This window comes from Pseudomonas sp. E102 (assembly GCF_052660185.1).
In genome coordinates, this window is sequence record NZ_CP084025.1 from 3,697,200 (window position 1) to 3,712,061 (window position 14,862).

Genomic DNA, 14,862 nt, shown 5'->3' on the forward strand with positions numbered 1-14,862 from the left:
ATAGCCTGAGTAACCGGCGCATCCTCTTGATCGACGATACGCCAGCCATCCATGACGACTTCCGAAAGATCCTGACGCCTGAGGACGAGAGCAACGCTGATCTACAGGACATGGAAAGCGCGCTGTTCGGCGAAGCGCCGAAAGCGGCCGCCACCGTTTTCGAACTTGACTCCGCCTACGGTGGCCAGGAAGGCCTGGCCAAATTGCAGCAGGCGCTGGCCAAGGAGCATCCCTATGCCCTGGCCTTCGTCGACATGCGCATGCCCGAAGGCTGGGACGGCGCCAAGACCATCGAGGAACTGTGGAAAGTCGATCCGCAACTGCAAGTGGTGGTCTGCACCGCGTACTCGGATTATTCCTGGGATGAGCTGCTCGACCGTCTCAACGGCCACGATCGTCTGCTGATCCTAAAAAAGCCCTTCGACAACATCGAAGTTCAGCAGATGGCCAACACCTTGACCACCAAATGGGAAATGACCTCCCGCGCCCGTTTGAAAATGAACAAGCTCGAAGACCTGGTGGAACAACGCACCCTGGCGTTCAAACAGGCCAGCGAGTTGCTACAGATGGAAATCGACGAACGCAAGATGCTCGAGAGCCAGCTGGTGCAATCGGAAAAACTCGCCTCCCTGGGCCAACTGGCCGCCGGCGTGGCCCACGAGATCAACAACCCGATCGGCTTCATTTCCTCCAACCTCGGCGCCCTCGGCGGCTACTTCAGCAAACTGGAGGAAATGCTCCAGGCCTACGGCAGTGCCGAGCAAGCCATCGCCTCGCCGGAATTGGTGCTGAATCTGAAAAGCCTGCGCGAGCAGGTGGAACTGGACTTCCTGGTGGAAGACATCCCGGTGCTGATCAAGGAATCCAAGGACGGCATCGCCCGCGTCGGGCAGATCGTCAAGGACCTCAAGGACTTTTCCCGCGTCGACTCCAGCCAGGAATGGCAGATGGCCAATTTGCAGCAAGGCATGGACTCGACCTTGAACATCGTCGCCAACGAGATCAAGTACAAGGCCGACGTGGTCAAGCAATACAGCCCGTTGCCGGAGGTCGAGTGCCTGCCGTCGCAAATCAATCAGGTGATCATGAACCTGATCGTCAATGCCGCCCAGGCCATCGGCCCGGAACGCGGCACCATCACCCTGCGCAACGGGGTGGAAGGCGACAACGTCTGGATCGAAGTCGCCGACAACGGCTCCGGCATCCCGCCGGAAACCCTGCAGAAAATCTTCGACCCGTTTTTCACCACCAAGCCCATCGGCCAAGGCACGGGACTTGGATTGTCGCTGTCCTACGGCATCGTGAAAAAACACAACGGCGACATCACGGTGAGCAGTGAAGTGGGGGTGGGAACGACCTTTCGGGTGGAGTTGCCGGTGCGGCAGATGAAATTGGCGGGGTGAGCGACCGCAGTTTCCAATTTCAGCGAGAGGGCTATGTGGCGAGGGGATTTAGCGAAACGTCGCACCGCCCCGCTGGGCTGCGCAGCGGCCCCAAGAATTTCAGGGCCGCTTCGCGCCCCAGCGGGGATAAATCCCCTCGCCACAGGGTTCTTGTTGCCTGCCGTTTCACAGCAAGCGCAGAATCTCTGCTTCGCCCCACCCATCGCTCGCCCCCAAGGAACCCGCATGAGCCTGTCTTTGCTGAGCCGCTACGCCTTCTTCGCCGGCTGCGTGATCTTCACCCTCGCCAGCTTGCCGTTCCTGCAACATGACTGGCTCTGGCCGATAGCGCTGATGACGGGGCTGCTGAGCCTGCTGGGGTTGTTCGACCTGCTGCAAACCCGCCATGCCGTGCGCCGCAATTATCCGATCCTGGGCAATATCCGTTACCTGGTCGAAGGCATCCGCCCGGAGATCCGCCAGTACCTGCTCGAATCCGACAGCGATGCCCTGCCCTTCTCCCGCGCCCAGCGCTCGCTGGTGTATTCCCGGGCCAAGAACGAAAGCGCCGACAAACCGTTCGGCACCTTGATCGACGTCTACCAGGCCGGCTTCGAATTCATCGGCCACTCCATGCGCCCGGCGCCGTTGAGCGACCCCAGCGGCTTTCGCGTCACGGTCGGCGGCCCGCAATGCACCCAGCCCTATTCGGCCTCGGTGTTCAACATCTCGGCCATGAGCTTCGGCTCGTTGAGCGCGAATGCGATCCGGGCGTTGAACCAGGGCGCCAAGCTCGGCAACTTCGCCCATGACACCGGCGAAGGCAGCATCAGCCCCTACCACCGCGAACACGGCGGAGACCTGACCTGGGAATTGGGCAGCGGCTATTTCGGTTGCCGCAGCAGTGACGGGCGCTTCGACCCCGAGCGCTTCGCCACCCAGGCCCGGAACCCGCAGGTGCGGATGATCGAAATCAAGATGAGCCAAGGCGCCAAGCCCGGCCACGGCGGGATCCTGCCCAAGCACAAGGTCACCCGGGAAATCGCCGAAACCCGTGGCATCCTCATGGGCGAGGACTGTGTTTCGCCGTCCCGCCACAGCGCGTTCTCCACGCCAATCGAGCTGATGCAGTTCGTCCAGCAATTGCGCGAACTGTCCGGCGGCAAGCCGGTGGGCTTCAAGTTCTGCCTGGGGCATCCGTGGGAATTCATGGGCATCGCCAAGGCCATGCTGGAAACCGGCATCCTGCCCGACTTCATCGTAGTGGACGGCAAGGAAGGCGGCACCGGCGCGGCACCGGTTGAGTTCACCGACCACATCGGCGTGCCGCTGCGCGAAGGCCTCTTGTTCGTGCACAACACCCTGGTGGGGCTGAACCTGCGCGACAAGATCAAGCTCGGCGCCAGCGGCAAGATTGTCAGCGCCTTCGACATCGCCAGCGTCCTGGCCATCGGCGCCGACTGGGCCAACGCCGCGCGCGGCTTCATGTTCGCCATCGGCTGCATTCAGTCCCAAAGCTGCCACACCAACAAATGCCCCACCGGCGTCGCCACCCAGGACACCCTGCGCCAACGCGCCCTGGTCGTCCCGGACAAGGCCCAGCGGGTCTACAACTTCCACCGCAACACCCTCAAGGCCCTGGCCGAAATGCTCGCCGCCGCCGGGCTTGAACACCCTTCGCAATTGCAGCCCAAGCATCTGGTGCGGCGCATGTCGGCGACCGAGATCAAACTGTTTTCACAGCTGCATGTGTTCTTGAAACCGGGGGAATTGCTGACCGGTGAACTGAACGGACAGTTCTATTCGCGGATGTGGCAACTGGCGCGGGCGGACAGTTTTGAGCCGCAGGAAATAGCTGCCGCGTAACTTCGCACCTGCTCCCTATGGCGAGGGAGCTTGCTCCCGCTGGCCAAGACACTCGCGCTACAACTTAAGCCGAATAAACCCGTACCCCATCACCAGGCTCACCGACAAATACAAAGACAAAGCGACCGCCACCCATCCCGGCAACTGCAGCGCGTCACCGATCGAGCCAATGCCATAACTCAGCCCTGCCATCGCGCCATTACCCAGCAGATAACCTCGCCACGACTCCCCGGGTCAGAAGATGTAAAGCCCACTCACATAAAACGAAAACACCGCAGCCACGCAGAACGCAGCAAAGTTGCTGCTCGCCTGAACCAGCCCGGCGGCGTCGTGCAACAGAAAAAAAACCTGGCCATGGATCAGTCCATTGACCAGTGCGATAACCATCAACGCAGAAAAACCGTTCATTGTGCAGCCTTGCCATTTGCCAGTTGGCGGGTCTCCAAGCTAGGCGGCGGCCCTGCGGCGGTCCACTGTCAGATCTTACAAGTCAGGCACCGTTTCCGACGGGCGGTCAGTTCAGCGACAGCGCTCGATATCGACGAACAAACACAACTTGGGCACGACGTCAGGCTCGCCCGAGGGCTTTTTCATGAAGATGTAGCCGCTGTCTTGGATGACGAACAGGTCATAAAAACGTGTCGATACAACGGGCGAAAAATCCCCCCGCCGAATCGACGCAATCACCGCTTGGTCCTTGGCCAGGTACACATTGGTAATGCCCGCACGCGGCAAGCTTTCGGGAAGTAGTATGTAGCCCACACCCAACACATCTTGTTGGGCCGGCATCGTCGCGAACAAACCGCTGGCCGCCGGGAGCCAGTTGGCCTTGAGTTCGGGAATCATATAAATGGAGTCTTCGTCCCGCAGCGCTGAGTGATTGATGTCGTAGGCCAGCGAGGCCAGCGCCACGGCTTCCTGCTCCTTTTGCAGCGACAGCACACGCCCGTGCCCAAAAGAGAACGACAGCATCGCCAGTAATGGAATCAACAGGACAAGCCCCAAGCAGGCATGGATCCGACCAAGTACTTGCTGACTCAGGAAAAAAACCAGCAGCAACAACGCGGAGAAAGCCACCAGCGTTCGGGCACCGTAGTTGAACTCGGCGAATAACAGTGCGATGCCTGGGATGCAGAGCAAGAGCACCGCAAAAGCCAGCAGATACAAGAACAGCAGCAACGTTTTTCGCCAGAACGGGTCCGGACGACGAATTAAGCCGATGCCTGCCCACGCGTACCCAACCAGCGTCAGCGATGCACCGACCCACACCAATGCTCGAGCCCCTTCGGTAATCCAGCCACCGAACATGCGCGCCAGAAATGAAAGGCGGTCTCCAACTTCCAGCAGGCTCCCGGCCTCCAACGGCAACAACACCTGACGCGTACCCATCATCATCTGATTAGCCGTGAGGAAATAAATCAATACGCCGACGGCGACGGCCACGAGCTTGCAGCCGATAAATCGCAGCACATGCTGCGAAGGCCTGCCCTGCCAAACCAGACGAATCACTTCAACACAGCACATCGCGATAAAAAAACCGATTAGCACCTGATAGATGGACAGTGCCAAGGCCAACAACAACGCCGGTATCCAGAGGTTTCGCCAGGTCCAGCCAGACGACCAGATGACGGCATAAATAAGCGCCACCAATCCCAACGCCACTGCCGGCCCGTCATAGTGATAAGACAGGTTCTGCAGGAAAAAAGGGTTGTACCAGATGGGCAGGACGATCAGGCAATGAACAAATGTCGGCCGTTCGAAATAGAAAAAGGTCAGCGATCTTAATGCTAATGAAATAGCCGTCGTCGCGATAAATAATGGCAAGGGAAACAGATCTGCGGATTTCGAGCTGAACGAGAGAATGTTGTAAAACCACTCGATGACAACTCGCCCCTCCTCGCGCCAACCTCCTCCGGCCACCAGCGCCCGCCAGTTGTCGTCGTTGTAGAAATAGTCAGCCTGCACCAAGGGGAAGATGAAAAGAAAACTGGCCGCCAGGTAAAACAGCAACACTTCCCGTGGCGTCAAGGCTCTTGCTCCCACGGACGGGCTCACGATTCATCTCGCATCTTAGGTCGGCCACCCTGAATCAGTTCCTTGATGACATAGCGAGGCCGGTGCTTGGTTTCCAGATAAATCCGCCCGATGTATTCGCCCAACACACCGATGCCGATCAGTTGCACGCCGCCCAGGAATAGGATCGCGGTCATTAGCGAAGGGTAGCCGGGCAGATCATTACCGAAGATCAACTTGTCCAGAATCAGGTAGGCGGCATACAACAACGAGACCAACGAAATGCAGCTACCCACGTAAGTCCATAACCGCAACGGCACGGTGCTGAACGACGTGATGCCTTCCAGGGCCAGGTTCCACAGTTTCCAGCCGTTGAACTTGCTGTTCCCCGCAGCGCGGCCGGCGCGGTCGTATTCGATGATGACGGTATTGAAACCAGCCCATGACAACACGCCCTTCATGAATAGCTGATACTCGGGAAGCGTCTTGATGACTTCCACGACCTTGCGGTCCATCAATCTAAAGTCCCCCACGTTCTGTTCGATATGGGGATAGGCAATGCGATTGAGCAAACGGTAGAACAGCGCCGCGCCTCGGCGCTTCAGGTAACTGTCGGACGAACGATCACGACGCTTGGCCAGCACCACTTCGGCACCTCTTTGCCATTGCTCGACCATTCGCGGGATCACGTCGATGGGGTCTTGCAGATCCACGTCCATCGGGATGACCACATCGCCGCTGGCGTGCTCGATGCCGGCGAACAAGGCCGGCTCCTTGCCAAAATTTCGAGAAAAGTCGATCAGCAGGACTTGGCTGTCCGTCAACGCTATCTCTCGGGCCAGGACGGCGGTCTGGTCGTTGCTACCATCGTTGATGAAGACAATCTCGACGCAATGATCCTTGAGTTGTGGATGCTGGCGAACACTTTGATAAAACAGGCCAATGGCCTGCTCCTCGTTATATACCGGGACAATCAGCGATATTTTCATGGCCGATGTCCGCGAAACACGACGAACCGGGAAAACAGAAAGCCAAGCACCAGGCTCAACAGCGAAAACGCCGCAACGGTCAGCAGGCCATGGAGACGCCAGCGGTCCCCCAAGTGGCCGACGATGAAACTGAGCGCGCCCATGACACACAGGAACAGCACATAACCCGGCACGGAGAGTTTGGCTTCGAAGGTGTAGAGCGCGTTGGCATAAAAAGAAAATGAGGCGGCCACGCAGAAGGCAATGAAATTACTCGTCGATTGGTCGAGGCCGAACGCCACGCGCAGCACGAAGAAAATCTGCCAATGGATCAGCGTATTGGCCAGCCCGACGAGTGAATAGCTGAAAAAAACGCTCCATATCGCTTTCATAAGCTCTCCGACGGTCGGCGCTGCCAGACATCGATGATCCGTGAAAATCGGCACGCGATCACCTGTTAGAAATAACAGGTGCCCTCCAGTTCAGAAGAATACGCCGTGGCGTACCGGTGGCAGGGTTCTCGGATTTATCAGACTTATGAAAAAAGCCCCAGTCATCCGACCAGGGCTTTGTTTTGCATCACGCTTGACCTTACGAAGCGGAACGCACCGAACCCGGTTGATCGGCGGTCGGCTGCAACTTGAAGATGTAGAACAACACCGTCAGCAATACCAGAAACGCCGGGCCGATATACAGCGCCACGCGGGTGTCGGGGAAGTACGCCATCAAGCCCACCACCAGCATTAGGAACGCCAGCGCCAAGTACGAGCTGACCGGGTAGAGCCACATGCGATATTTCAGCGTGGCACGCTCGGAAGCGCTCAGGCCTTTGCGGAACTTGAGCTGGGCCAGCAGGATCATGACCCAGGTCCAGATCGCGCCGAAAGTGGCGATGGAGGTCACCCAGACGAAGACTTTTTCCGGCACCAGGTAGTTGAGCAGCACGCCCAGCAGCAAGGCGGCGATGGACAGCAACAGCGCGCGGCGTGGCACGCCGTTGCTGGAGGTCTTGGCGAAACCGGCCGGGGCCTGGCCGTTTTGCGCCAGGCTGTAGAGCATGCGACCCGTGCTGAAGATTCCACCGTTGCAGGACGACAGCGCGGCGGTGATCACCACGAAGTTGATGATGCCGGCGGCGGTCTTGATGCCCAGGCGCTCGAAGGTCATCACGAACGGGCTGCCCTGGGTGCCGATTTCGTTCCACGGGTAGATCGACAGGATCACGAACAACGCGCCGACGTAGAACAGCAGGATCCGCCAGAACACCGAGCCGATGGCGTTGGGGATGGTTTTCTGTGGGTTGCGTGCTTCACCGGCGGTCAGGCCGATCATTTCCACGCCCAGGTAGGCGAACATGACCATTTGCAGGGACATCAACACGCCGGACACGCCGTTGGGCATGAAACCGCCGTGGGTCCACAGATTGGAAATGCCCAGTGCCACGCCGTCGTTGCCGAAACCGAAGGCGATGATGCCGACGCCGCCGATGACCATGGCGATGATGGTCACGATCTTGATCAGGGCGAACCAGAATTCGAATTCACCGAAGGCCTTGACCGCGATCAGGTTGATCGAGCCCATGCTGACCAATGCGGCCAGGGCCCAGATCCAGCGGGGCACGTCGGGGAACCAGATGCCCATGTACACCGCCACCGCGGTGATCTCGGCCACGCAGGTCACCAGCCACAGGAACCAGTAGTTCCAACCGGTCAGGAAACCGGCGAGCGGGCCGAGGTAATCCTGGGCGTAGCGGCTGAACGAACCGGCCACCGGGTTGTGCACGGCCATTTCGCCGAGGGCGCGCATGATCACCAGGATCGCCAGGCCACCGATGATGTAGGACAGCATGATCGCCGGCCCGGCCATCTCGATCGCCTTGGCCGAACCTAGGAACAGCCCGACACCGATGCAGGCGCCAAGCGCCATCAAGCGGATATGCCGCTCGCCGAGCTCACGTTTGAGCGGACCACCCTGCGCGGTCTCGCCATGGGGCAGAGGATTGCCGACTGGCATAGGGATACAACCTCGTCTTGTTATTGGATTGACCACCGAGTCTCCAAAGCCGCGGGCGGATGGGCCTGCGGGCATTGCCGAAACCGGGCCTGCCTTGTGGGCAGACCGTCCTGTAGGAAAATTCCTCAAGATCAGCGGGTCGTGCAGTATAAAAAGCTCGGAACAGAAAGTTTCACTATAAAAGCAGGTTAATTCAGGGAATGCGCCAGCCGAGGATGGCGTTATGAAGAGGGATTGCCTGAGCTAATGGCCTTTTAGAAGCAGCGCCGAGTATTGCACAGTGAGGGTGCAGCGTCATGCGTTGCCATGGGCAGATGGCTCTAGTGCAGGGCTTTCAGCCGCTCAACCCTTGTCGAAAAGGATCAATCTGTGGCGAGGGGATTTATCCCCGCTGGGCTGCGCAGCAGCCCCAATGCAGGCAACTCAATTGTCCAGGCATACCGGGTTTGGGGGCTGCTGCGCAGCCCAACGGGGATAAATCCCCTCGCCACAGATAAATCCCCTCGCCACAGATAAATCCCCTCGCCACAGATGAATCCCTTTGTCACAAGTAGTACATAAGTTTCGGAATATTCGCTCGACCTTTCCAGCGTCGAAAAACTAGCTGCATGACTAGGCTGCATTCAAACCCCTTCAAAGGAAGCAAGGAATGCATCCACGCCCCAACTCCCACCGCTTGCGTCGAGGCCGTTATTCAGAGCCAGGACGAGCCTACCTGGTAACGGCAGTTGTTCATCAGCGACGGCCGGTTTTTTCCGATTGGAAGGTTGGGCGGCTATTGGTCGCCGAATTCAAACGTGCTCATGATTCGGGCCAGGTGAATTCTTTAGCCTGGGTGGTAATGCCGGACCACTTTCATTGGTTGCTGCAAATCCACGAGAGCCATTTGAGTCGTGTTATCGGTGCCACCAAAGCTCGCTGCGCCCATCGGGTCAACCACCTCACCGGAACTTCTGGCCCGCTTTGGCAAAGCGGCTTCCATGATCGCGCGATTCGTGACAATGAAGAGCTGCGGCCCAGTGCCGACTACATCATTGCCAATCCGCTTCGGGCTGGGCTGGTGGAGCGCATTGGCGATTACCCTCTATGGGACGCTGTATGGCTTTGAGGTAGAGAACCTTGTGGCGAGGGGATTTATCCCCTCGCCACAAAAGAGAGTCATTGGTCATGAAAAACCAGTGCCGACAATTTCCCCTCCCCCACGCCAACCACCGTCTAAGCTTCAAGCAAGTCCGATCAATCTGCGTGAATGGATCAGTCGACTATGGGCGCTTTGTGGCAAACCGATTCGAATAAACCTGTGGTCCCGACTGAACGTATGGAAGAAGCGCCTTTACCCAAAAAAACTCGCCGCGCCCGGCATGGCTGGCGGGCGTTCTGGTTGTTGTTGCTGATTATCGTGGTGGTGGTCGGGCTGGCCGTGGCCAAGGAGATGCGCACGTCCCGGTTCCAGGCCCAGGAGCTCAGCAAATACGCGGCGTCCCTGACCTATGCGGTGCAACCCGGCCCCAGCGACGCCATTGTCTACCCCGGTGCGGGCCCGTTCGATCAGCGATTGGGCTACAGCTCCCTGGGGGAATTCCTGCCTCGTTTGCTCAAGCGTGACTACGTGATCGAGGCCCAGGCGCGTTTTTCTCCGGCCTTGATGGACTATGTCGACAAAGGCCTGTTCGTGCCCTACGCGGAAAAGATCCAGGCTGGCTTGACCATTACCGATTGCCGCGCCGCGCCGGTCTATCAGTTCAAGTATCCGCAACAGCTTTACGCCAGTTTCGATGACATTCCTCCGGTCGTGGTGCAAAGCCTTTTGTTCATCGAGAACCGCTTCCTGCTCGACCCCAAGCAACCATTGGCCAACCCCGCGGTGGACTGGCCACGCTTCGGCATGGCGGCGTGGTCCCAGGTCGCCAAATTGTTGAGCCTGCCAGGGCAATCCGCCGGCGGCAGCACGCTCGCGACGCAGTTGGAGAAATACCGGCATTCCCCCGAGGGCCTGACCGTGTCGGGCGCGGAGAAGATCCGTCAGATGATTTCCGCTAGCGTGCGCGCCTATCAGGCCGGCCCGCAAACCCTCGAGGCCCGCCAACGGGTCATTCGTGACTACCTCAACAGCGTGCCGCTTTCCGCCGTGCCGGGGCATGGCGAGGTCCACGGCATGGCCGAAGGGCTGAGGGTCTGGTATGGCGCGGATTTCAGACGGGCCAACGAACGATTGTCCAGCACCGCCACCGACCCCAAGAGCCTTGCGGAAAAAGGCCTGGCCCTGCGGGAAATGTTGTCGTTGATGATCGCCCAGCGACGCCCGTCGCACTATCTCTCGAAGGGGCACGACGAACTCGCCCGTCTCACCGACAGCCACATCCGGCTGCTGGCCCAGAACGGCGTGATCGATGCCGCGCTGGCAGATGCCGCACTGGCCAGTAAGGTCAGCTACCGCGATTGGGTCCAGGACCCGACCGTCCAGCCTATCGAAACCAACAAGGGCATCAGTGCCGCCCGCAGTCGCATCGCCGCGCTGCTCAATCGTCCGCTGTACGACCTCGATCGCCTCGACCTCTCCGCCACCAGCACGTTGCAAAGCGATTTGCAGGCCCAGGCCACCGAGTACCTCAAGCGATTGGCCGACCCGGCATTCGCCGCCGAGATCGGCCTGATGGGAGAACGCCTGTTGACCCCCACCAGCACCACGCAGGTGCGCTACAGCTTCACCTTGCTGGAACTGACCCCGGACGGCTCGCGAGTGCGCATCCAGACCGACAGCACCGACCAACCCTTCGACATCAATGAGGGCAGCAAACTGGAACTGGGCTCCACCGCCAAGTTGCGGGTGCTGACCACGTACTTGCAGATCATCGCCGAACTCCACGAGCGTTATGCGCAACAGGCCCCGGCTGCCCTGAAAAAAACCGAGGTCGCCGACCAGGACCGCCTGTCCCGCTGGGCCGTGGACTACCTGATCGAAAACACCGACCGCAGCCTGCCGAAAATGCTCGAAGCGGCGCTGGACCGCACATATTCAGCCAGCCCCGGCGAGGCGTTTTTCACCGGCGGCGGGCTGCACACTTTTCATAACTTTCGCAAGGAGGACGACGGTCGCAACCCCACGCTGCGCGACGCCTTGCGTGAATCCATCAACCTGCCTTTCATTCGCCTGATGCGCGACCTGGTGCGCTACGCCACCTACGCCGGCCCGAATAACAGTTCCGAACTGCTCAAGGACGACAAAGACCCGCGTCGCCAGGAATACCTCGCCCAGTTCGCCGATCGCGAAGGCACCTCGTTCCTGCTCAGGTTCTGGAAGAAGTACCAGAAAAAGGACACCGGCCAGCGCCTCGAGACCTTCCTCGACGGCATGCGCCCCACCGCCATCCGCCTGGCCGCCGTGCACCGCTATTTCTTTCCCAGCGACAGCCAGGAAAGCTTCAACCGCTTCGTGCGCGCTCATCTGAAGTCGGCCAAGAGTGCTGAAAAACTCACCGATGAACGCCTGGAACGGCTCTACCAGAGCTACGGCCCCGGCGCCTATGACCTGCCGGACCAAGGCTTCATCGCCAAGGTCCATCCGTTGGACCTGTGGCTGATGGGCTATCTGTTGAACAACCCCGACGCTAAGTTCAGCCAGATCGTCAAGGCCAGCCGGTTCGAGCGCCAGGAAGTCTATAGCTGGTTGTTCAAAAGCCGGCACAAGAGCGCTCGGGACAGCCGTATCCGCACCATGCTCGAAATCGAAGCGTTCCTGGATATTCATCAACGCTGGCAGAAGGTTGGCTACCCGTTCGACCATCTCGTGCCGTCCCTTGCCACCGCGATCGGTAGCTCTGGGGATCGCCCCGCCGCGCTTGCGGAGCTGGTGGGGACGATTCTCAACGACGGTGTCCGCCAGCCTGCGCTGCGGGTCGACAGCCTGCAGTTCGCCGTCGACACGCCTTATGAAACGCGAGTGGTCAGCGATCCGGACAACGGCAAGCGCGTAATGCCGGTCGAAGTGGCCCGTGCGTTGCGCGGTGCATTGTCCCAAGTGGTGGATGCCGGCACCGCGAAACGGGTGGCCGGAAGCTTCAAACTGGCCGATGGCACGCCACTGGCCATGGGCGGCAAGACGGGCACCGGCGACAACCGTATCGAAGCCGTCGGCTCCGGTGGACGGGTCATCAGCTCCAAGTCCATCAACCGCACCGCGACGTTCGTGTTTTACATCGGTGACAGCCATTTCGGCACGCTCACCGCTTACGTACCCGGCGTGTCGGCGCAGAACTTCAAGTTCACCTCCGCCTTGCCGGTCCAGGTGCTCAAAGGCATGGCGCCGTTTCTCTCGCCGTACCTGCAACCGGGCACGCATACCCAGTGCCAGCCGTTGGTGACGAGCCGTTAAGGGACGAGCGATACGCGACGTCCGGATCCCACACATTCCCGTCTCCATTCCCACACTCAACGCGTGCTCGTCACGCCGTTGGACAATCGGCTGCTCGTCGGATTTATCGAAAACAGGCGTGCACAAAAGAAAGATATATCTTAAGTTCTATCTTAAGAACCCTGGAGGACACACAAATGAGAGACCCGCATTTCCATCCCCACCGCGAACATGCCGCCCACGACGGCTTCGACAAACGCCCGCCAGGCCGCGAACGCGGCGGCCGTGGCCCCAGGGTATTCGCTCCTGGGGACTTGAAGTTGCTGTTATTGGCGCTGATTGCCGAACAACCCTGCCATGGCTATGACCTGATCCGCCGGATCGAAAGCATGTTCGACGGCGCCTACAGCCCCAGCCCCGGTGTGATCTACCCAACGCTGACGTTCCTTGAAGAGAGCGAAATGATCAGCGGCGACGCCGATGGTGGGAAAAAACGCTACAGCGTGACCGATGCCGGACGTCTATCCCTTGAAGAGCAAGCCGTGGCGCTCGACGGCGTAAGGATGCGCATCGAAGTGAGCAAGCGTTCGCTGCGCGGCCAGGATCGGCCCGCTGAAATCCACGAAGCGGTCCATAACTTGCGCCACGCCCTGCAAATGCACCATGGCCGCTGGAGCCCGGATGAAATCCTGCGGGTACGCGACCTGCTCAACGACACCGCCAAAGCCATTGTCGACGGCCCTGACCGTCCAACCTTTTCGGAGTAAAAGCATGACTGGAGTCGATCCAAACACCATCCACCGCGTCAGCCACGAGATCAAACGCCGCCGCCTGCAAGTGCTGCGGGTGGTCGACCTGACACCGCGCATGCGCCGCATTACCGTCGGCGGGCCGGAACTGGCCGGGTTCGTCAGCCTGGGCACCGACGATCACATAAAACTGCTGTTCCCCCAGAACGCCGAGGAACACGCAGCCTTGGAAAACTTCGCGCCCGGTGCGGGCAAGGCGCAGGGTCCGATGCCAGAAATGCGCGACTACACCCCGCGCCGCTATGACCTGGACGCCCTGGAGCTGGACATCGATTTCGTGCTCCATGGCGACGGCCCCGCTTCGACCTGGGCGGCCCAGGCCGCGCCCGGCCAATACCTCAACATCGCCGGGCCACGGGGGTCGATGATTGTGCCGGACGTCTTCGACAGCTACCTGTTGATCGGCGACGAAACCGCCTTGCCCGCCATCGCTCGCCGTCTCGAAGGCCTTGCCCCCAACCGGAAAGCCTTGGTGGTAGTGGAAGTGGAAAATGGCGCCGAACAGCAGGTGCTCCACAGCCCCGCGCAGGTGCATGTGATCTGGGTATTGCGTGAGGGGCGCCAGGACAGCCTGCTACGTACCGTGCAGCAGTTGGAAATGCCCGGCGGCAAGCTGTACGCCTGGGTCGCGACCGAGAGCAAGGTGTCCCGGCAGATCCGTAAGGTATTGCTGGAAGAGAAAGGCCTGGACCAGGATTTTGTGAAGGCCGTGGGGTATTGGAAGCTGGATGACAGTGAGGAAGATTGAGGGATGGCTTGCTGCTGAAGTAACCTTCTGACACTAATGGCCCTTGTGGCGAGGGAGCTTGCTCCCGCTGGCTGCGCAGCAGCCCCCCAAAAAACAGTCACCTCGATCTATCTGATCCACCGAGTTGTCAGGTTTTGGGTCTGCTTCGCAGCCCAGCGGGAGCAAGCTCCCTCGCCACAGGGGGCTTCGTTGTCCTTGAGGGTTCACCCGACATTCCATCCCCACCAGGTACCCGGTCCCATGCTTTTCCTGATCGCCTACATCGGCAGCGTCGTGCTGATCAACTTCGCATTTTCAGCCGCGCCGCACCTGGACATCATCTGGTCGGCCTGGGGGGGCCTGGTGTTTATCTTGCGGGACATGGTGCAGACCCGCTTCGGCCATGGCGCCATCGTGGCGATGCTGGTGGCGCTGGTGCTGTCCTACGTCACCTCCGACCCAACCATCGCCCTGGCCAGCGCCACGGCGTTTGCCGTCTCCGAGTGCATCGACTGGCTGGTGTTCACGGTCACCAAGCGTCCGCTGCATGACCGGTTGTGGATCAGTTCGGCACTGAGCATCCCTCTCGACACATTCATTTTCTTCGGCCTGATCGATGCCCTGACGCCCGCCGTGATAATCACCGCCCTGCTCTCGAAATTCGCCGGGGTCACGGCCGTCTGGCTGATCATGGCCTGGCGTTTGCGCAAACAGGCCGTCGCCGGCTGACGCG

Annotated in this window: 12 protein-coding genes and 1 pseudogene; 8 read left to right on the top strand and 5 right to left on the bottom strand. The window is 59.8% G+C overall.

Features of this window, described 5'->3' with window-relative positions; genetic code table 11:
- Window positions 1-590: 590 nt before the first annotated feature.
- The 3 genes and pseudogenes from DOCECA_RS16935 to DOCECA_RS16945 all read left to right on the top strand — a co-directional run.
- Window positions 591-677: pseudogene (locus DOCECA_RS16935) on the top strand (hypothetical protein); the annotation flags it as partial.
- A 408-nt stretch (window positions 678-1,085) separates the two neighbouring features.
- The gene (locus tag DOCECA_RS16940) at window positions 1,086-1,403 is read left to right on the top strand and encodes a sensor histidine kinase (RefSeq protein WP_434564141.1); all 318 of its coding nucleotides are present in this window, start codon (window positions 1,086-1,088) and stop codon (window positions 1,401-1,403) included.
- Window positions 1,404-1,628: 225 nt separating this feature from the next.
- On the top strand, window positions 1,629-3,248 hold the full coding sequence (locus DOCECA_RS16945; RefSeq protein ID WP_445570824.1) for an FMN-binding glutamate synthase family protein: 1,620 nt from the start codon (window positions 1,629-1,631) through the stop codon (window positions 3,246-3,248).
- Window positions 3,249-3,482: 234 nt separating this feature from the next.
- On the opposite strand, the gene DOCECA_RS16950 is transcribed toward DOCECA_RS16945, so the two are convergent.
- From DOCECA_RS16950 to DOCECA_RS16970, 5 genes are all read right to left on the bottom strand, one after another.
- Window positions 3,483-3,656, bottom strand: a complete 174-nt coding sequence (locus tag DOCECA_RS16950) for a hypothetical protein (protein ID WP_445570825.1) — start codon at window positions 3,654-3,656, stop codon at window positions 3,483-3,485.
- A 111-nt stretch (window positions 3,657-3,767) separates the two neighbouring features.
- Window positions 3,768-5,276 carry a glucosyltransferase domain-containing protein gene (locus DOCECA_RS16955; protein WP_445570826.1) on the bottom strand — a complete coding sequence of 503 codons (1,509 nt, stop codon included), beginning with the start codon at window positions 5,274-5,276 and terminating at the stop codon, window positions 3,768-3,770.
- 23 nt (window positions 5,277-5,299) lie between these two features.
- Window positions 5,300-6,250 (bottom strand): glycosyltransferase family 2 protein, encoded by a 951-nt coding sequence (locus tag DOCECA_RS16960; RefSeq protein WP_445570827.1) that lies wholly within the window; start codon window positions 6,248-6,250, stop codon window positions 5,300-5,302.
- Window positions 6,247-6,621, bottom strand: coding sequence for a GtrA family protein (locus tag DOCECA_RS16965; RefSeq protein ID WP_445570828.1), 375 nt, complete (start codon window positions 6,619-6,621; stop codon window positions 6,247-6,249). Before DOCECA_RS16965 ends, DOCECA_RS16960 begins: the two co-directional genes overlap by 4 nt.
- A gap of 199 nt (window positions 6,622-6,820) precedes the next feature.
- Window positions 6,821-8,242, bottom strand: a complete 1,422-nt coding sequence (locus DOCECA_RS16970; protein WP_445570829.1) for an amino acid permease — start codon at window positions 8,240-8,242, stop codon at window positions 6,821-6,823.
- A 649-nt stretch (window positions 8,243-8,891) separates the two neighbouring features.
- Between DOCECA_RS16970 and DOCECA_RS16975 the strand changes: the two genes are divergently transcribed.
- The 5 genes from DOCECA_RS16975 (at window position 8,892) to DOCECA_RS16995 (ending at window position 14,858) form a co-directional block, all read left to right on the top strand.
- Window positions 8,892-9,350: an REP-associated tyrosine transposase gene (locus DOCECA_RS16975; protein ID WP_445570830.1), complete on the top strand. Its 459-nt coding sequence runs from the start codon at window positions 8,892-8,894 to the stop codon at window positions 9,348-9,350.
- A 156-nt stretch (window positions 9,351-9,506) separates the two neighbouring features.
- Window positions 9,507-12,614 carry a transglycosylase domain-containing protein gene (locus DOCECA_RS16980; protein WP_445570831.1) on the top strand — a complete coding sequence of 1,036 codons (3,108 nt, stop codon included), beginning with the start codon at window positions 9,507-9,509 and terminating at the stop codon, window positions 12,612-12,614.
- Between the two features lie 176 nt (window positions 12,615-12,790).
- Window positions 12,791-13,360, top strand: a complete 570-nt coding sequence (locus tag DOCECA_RS16985) for a PadR family transcriptional regulator (RefSeq protein ID WP_445570832.1) — start codon at window positions 12,791-12,793, stop codon at window positions 13,358-13,360.
- 4 nt (window positions 13,361-13,364) lie between these two features.
- Window positions 13,365-14,150: a siderophore-interacting protein gene (locus DOCECA_RS16990; RefSeq protein ID WP_434560419.1), complete on the top strand. Its 786-nt coding sequence runs from the start codon at window positions 13,365-13,367 to the stop codon at window positions 14,148-14,150.
- A 240-nt stretch (window positions 14,151-14,390) separates the two neighbouring features.
- Window positions 14,391-14,858, top strand: a complete 468-nt coding sequence (locus DOCECA_RS16995) for a VUT family protein (protein ID WP_420765341.1) — start codon at window positions 14,391-14,393, stop codon at window positions 14,856-14,858.
- Window positions 14,859-14,862: the final 4 nt, after the last annotated feature.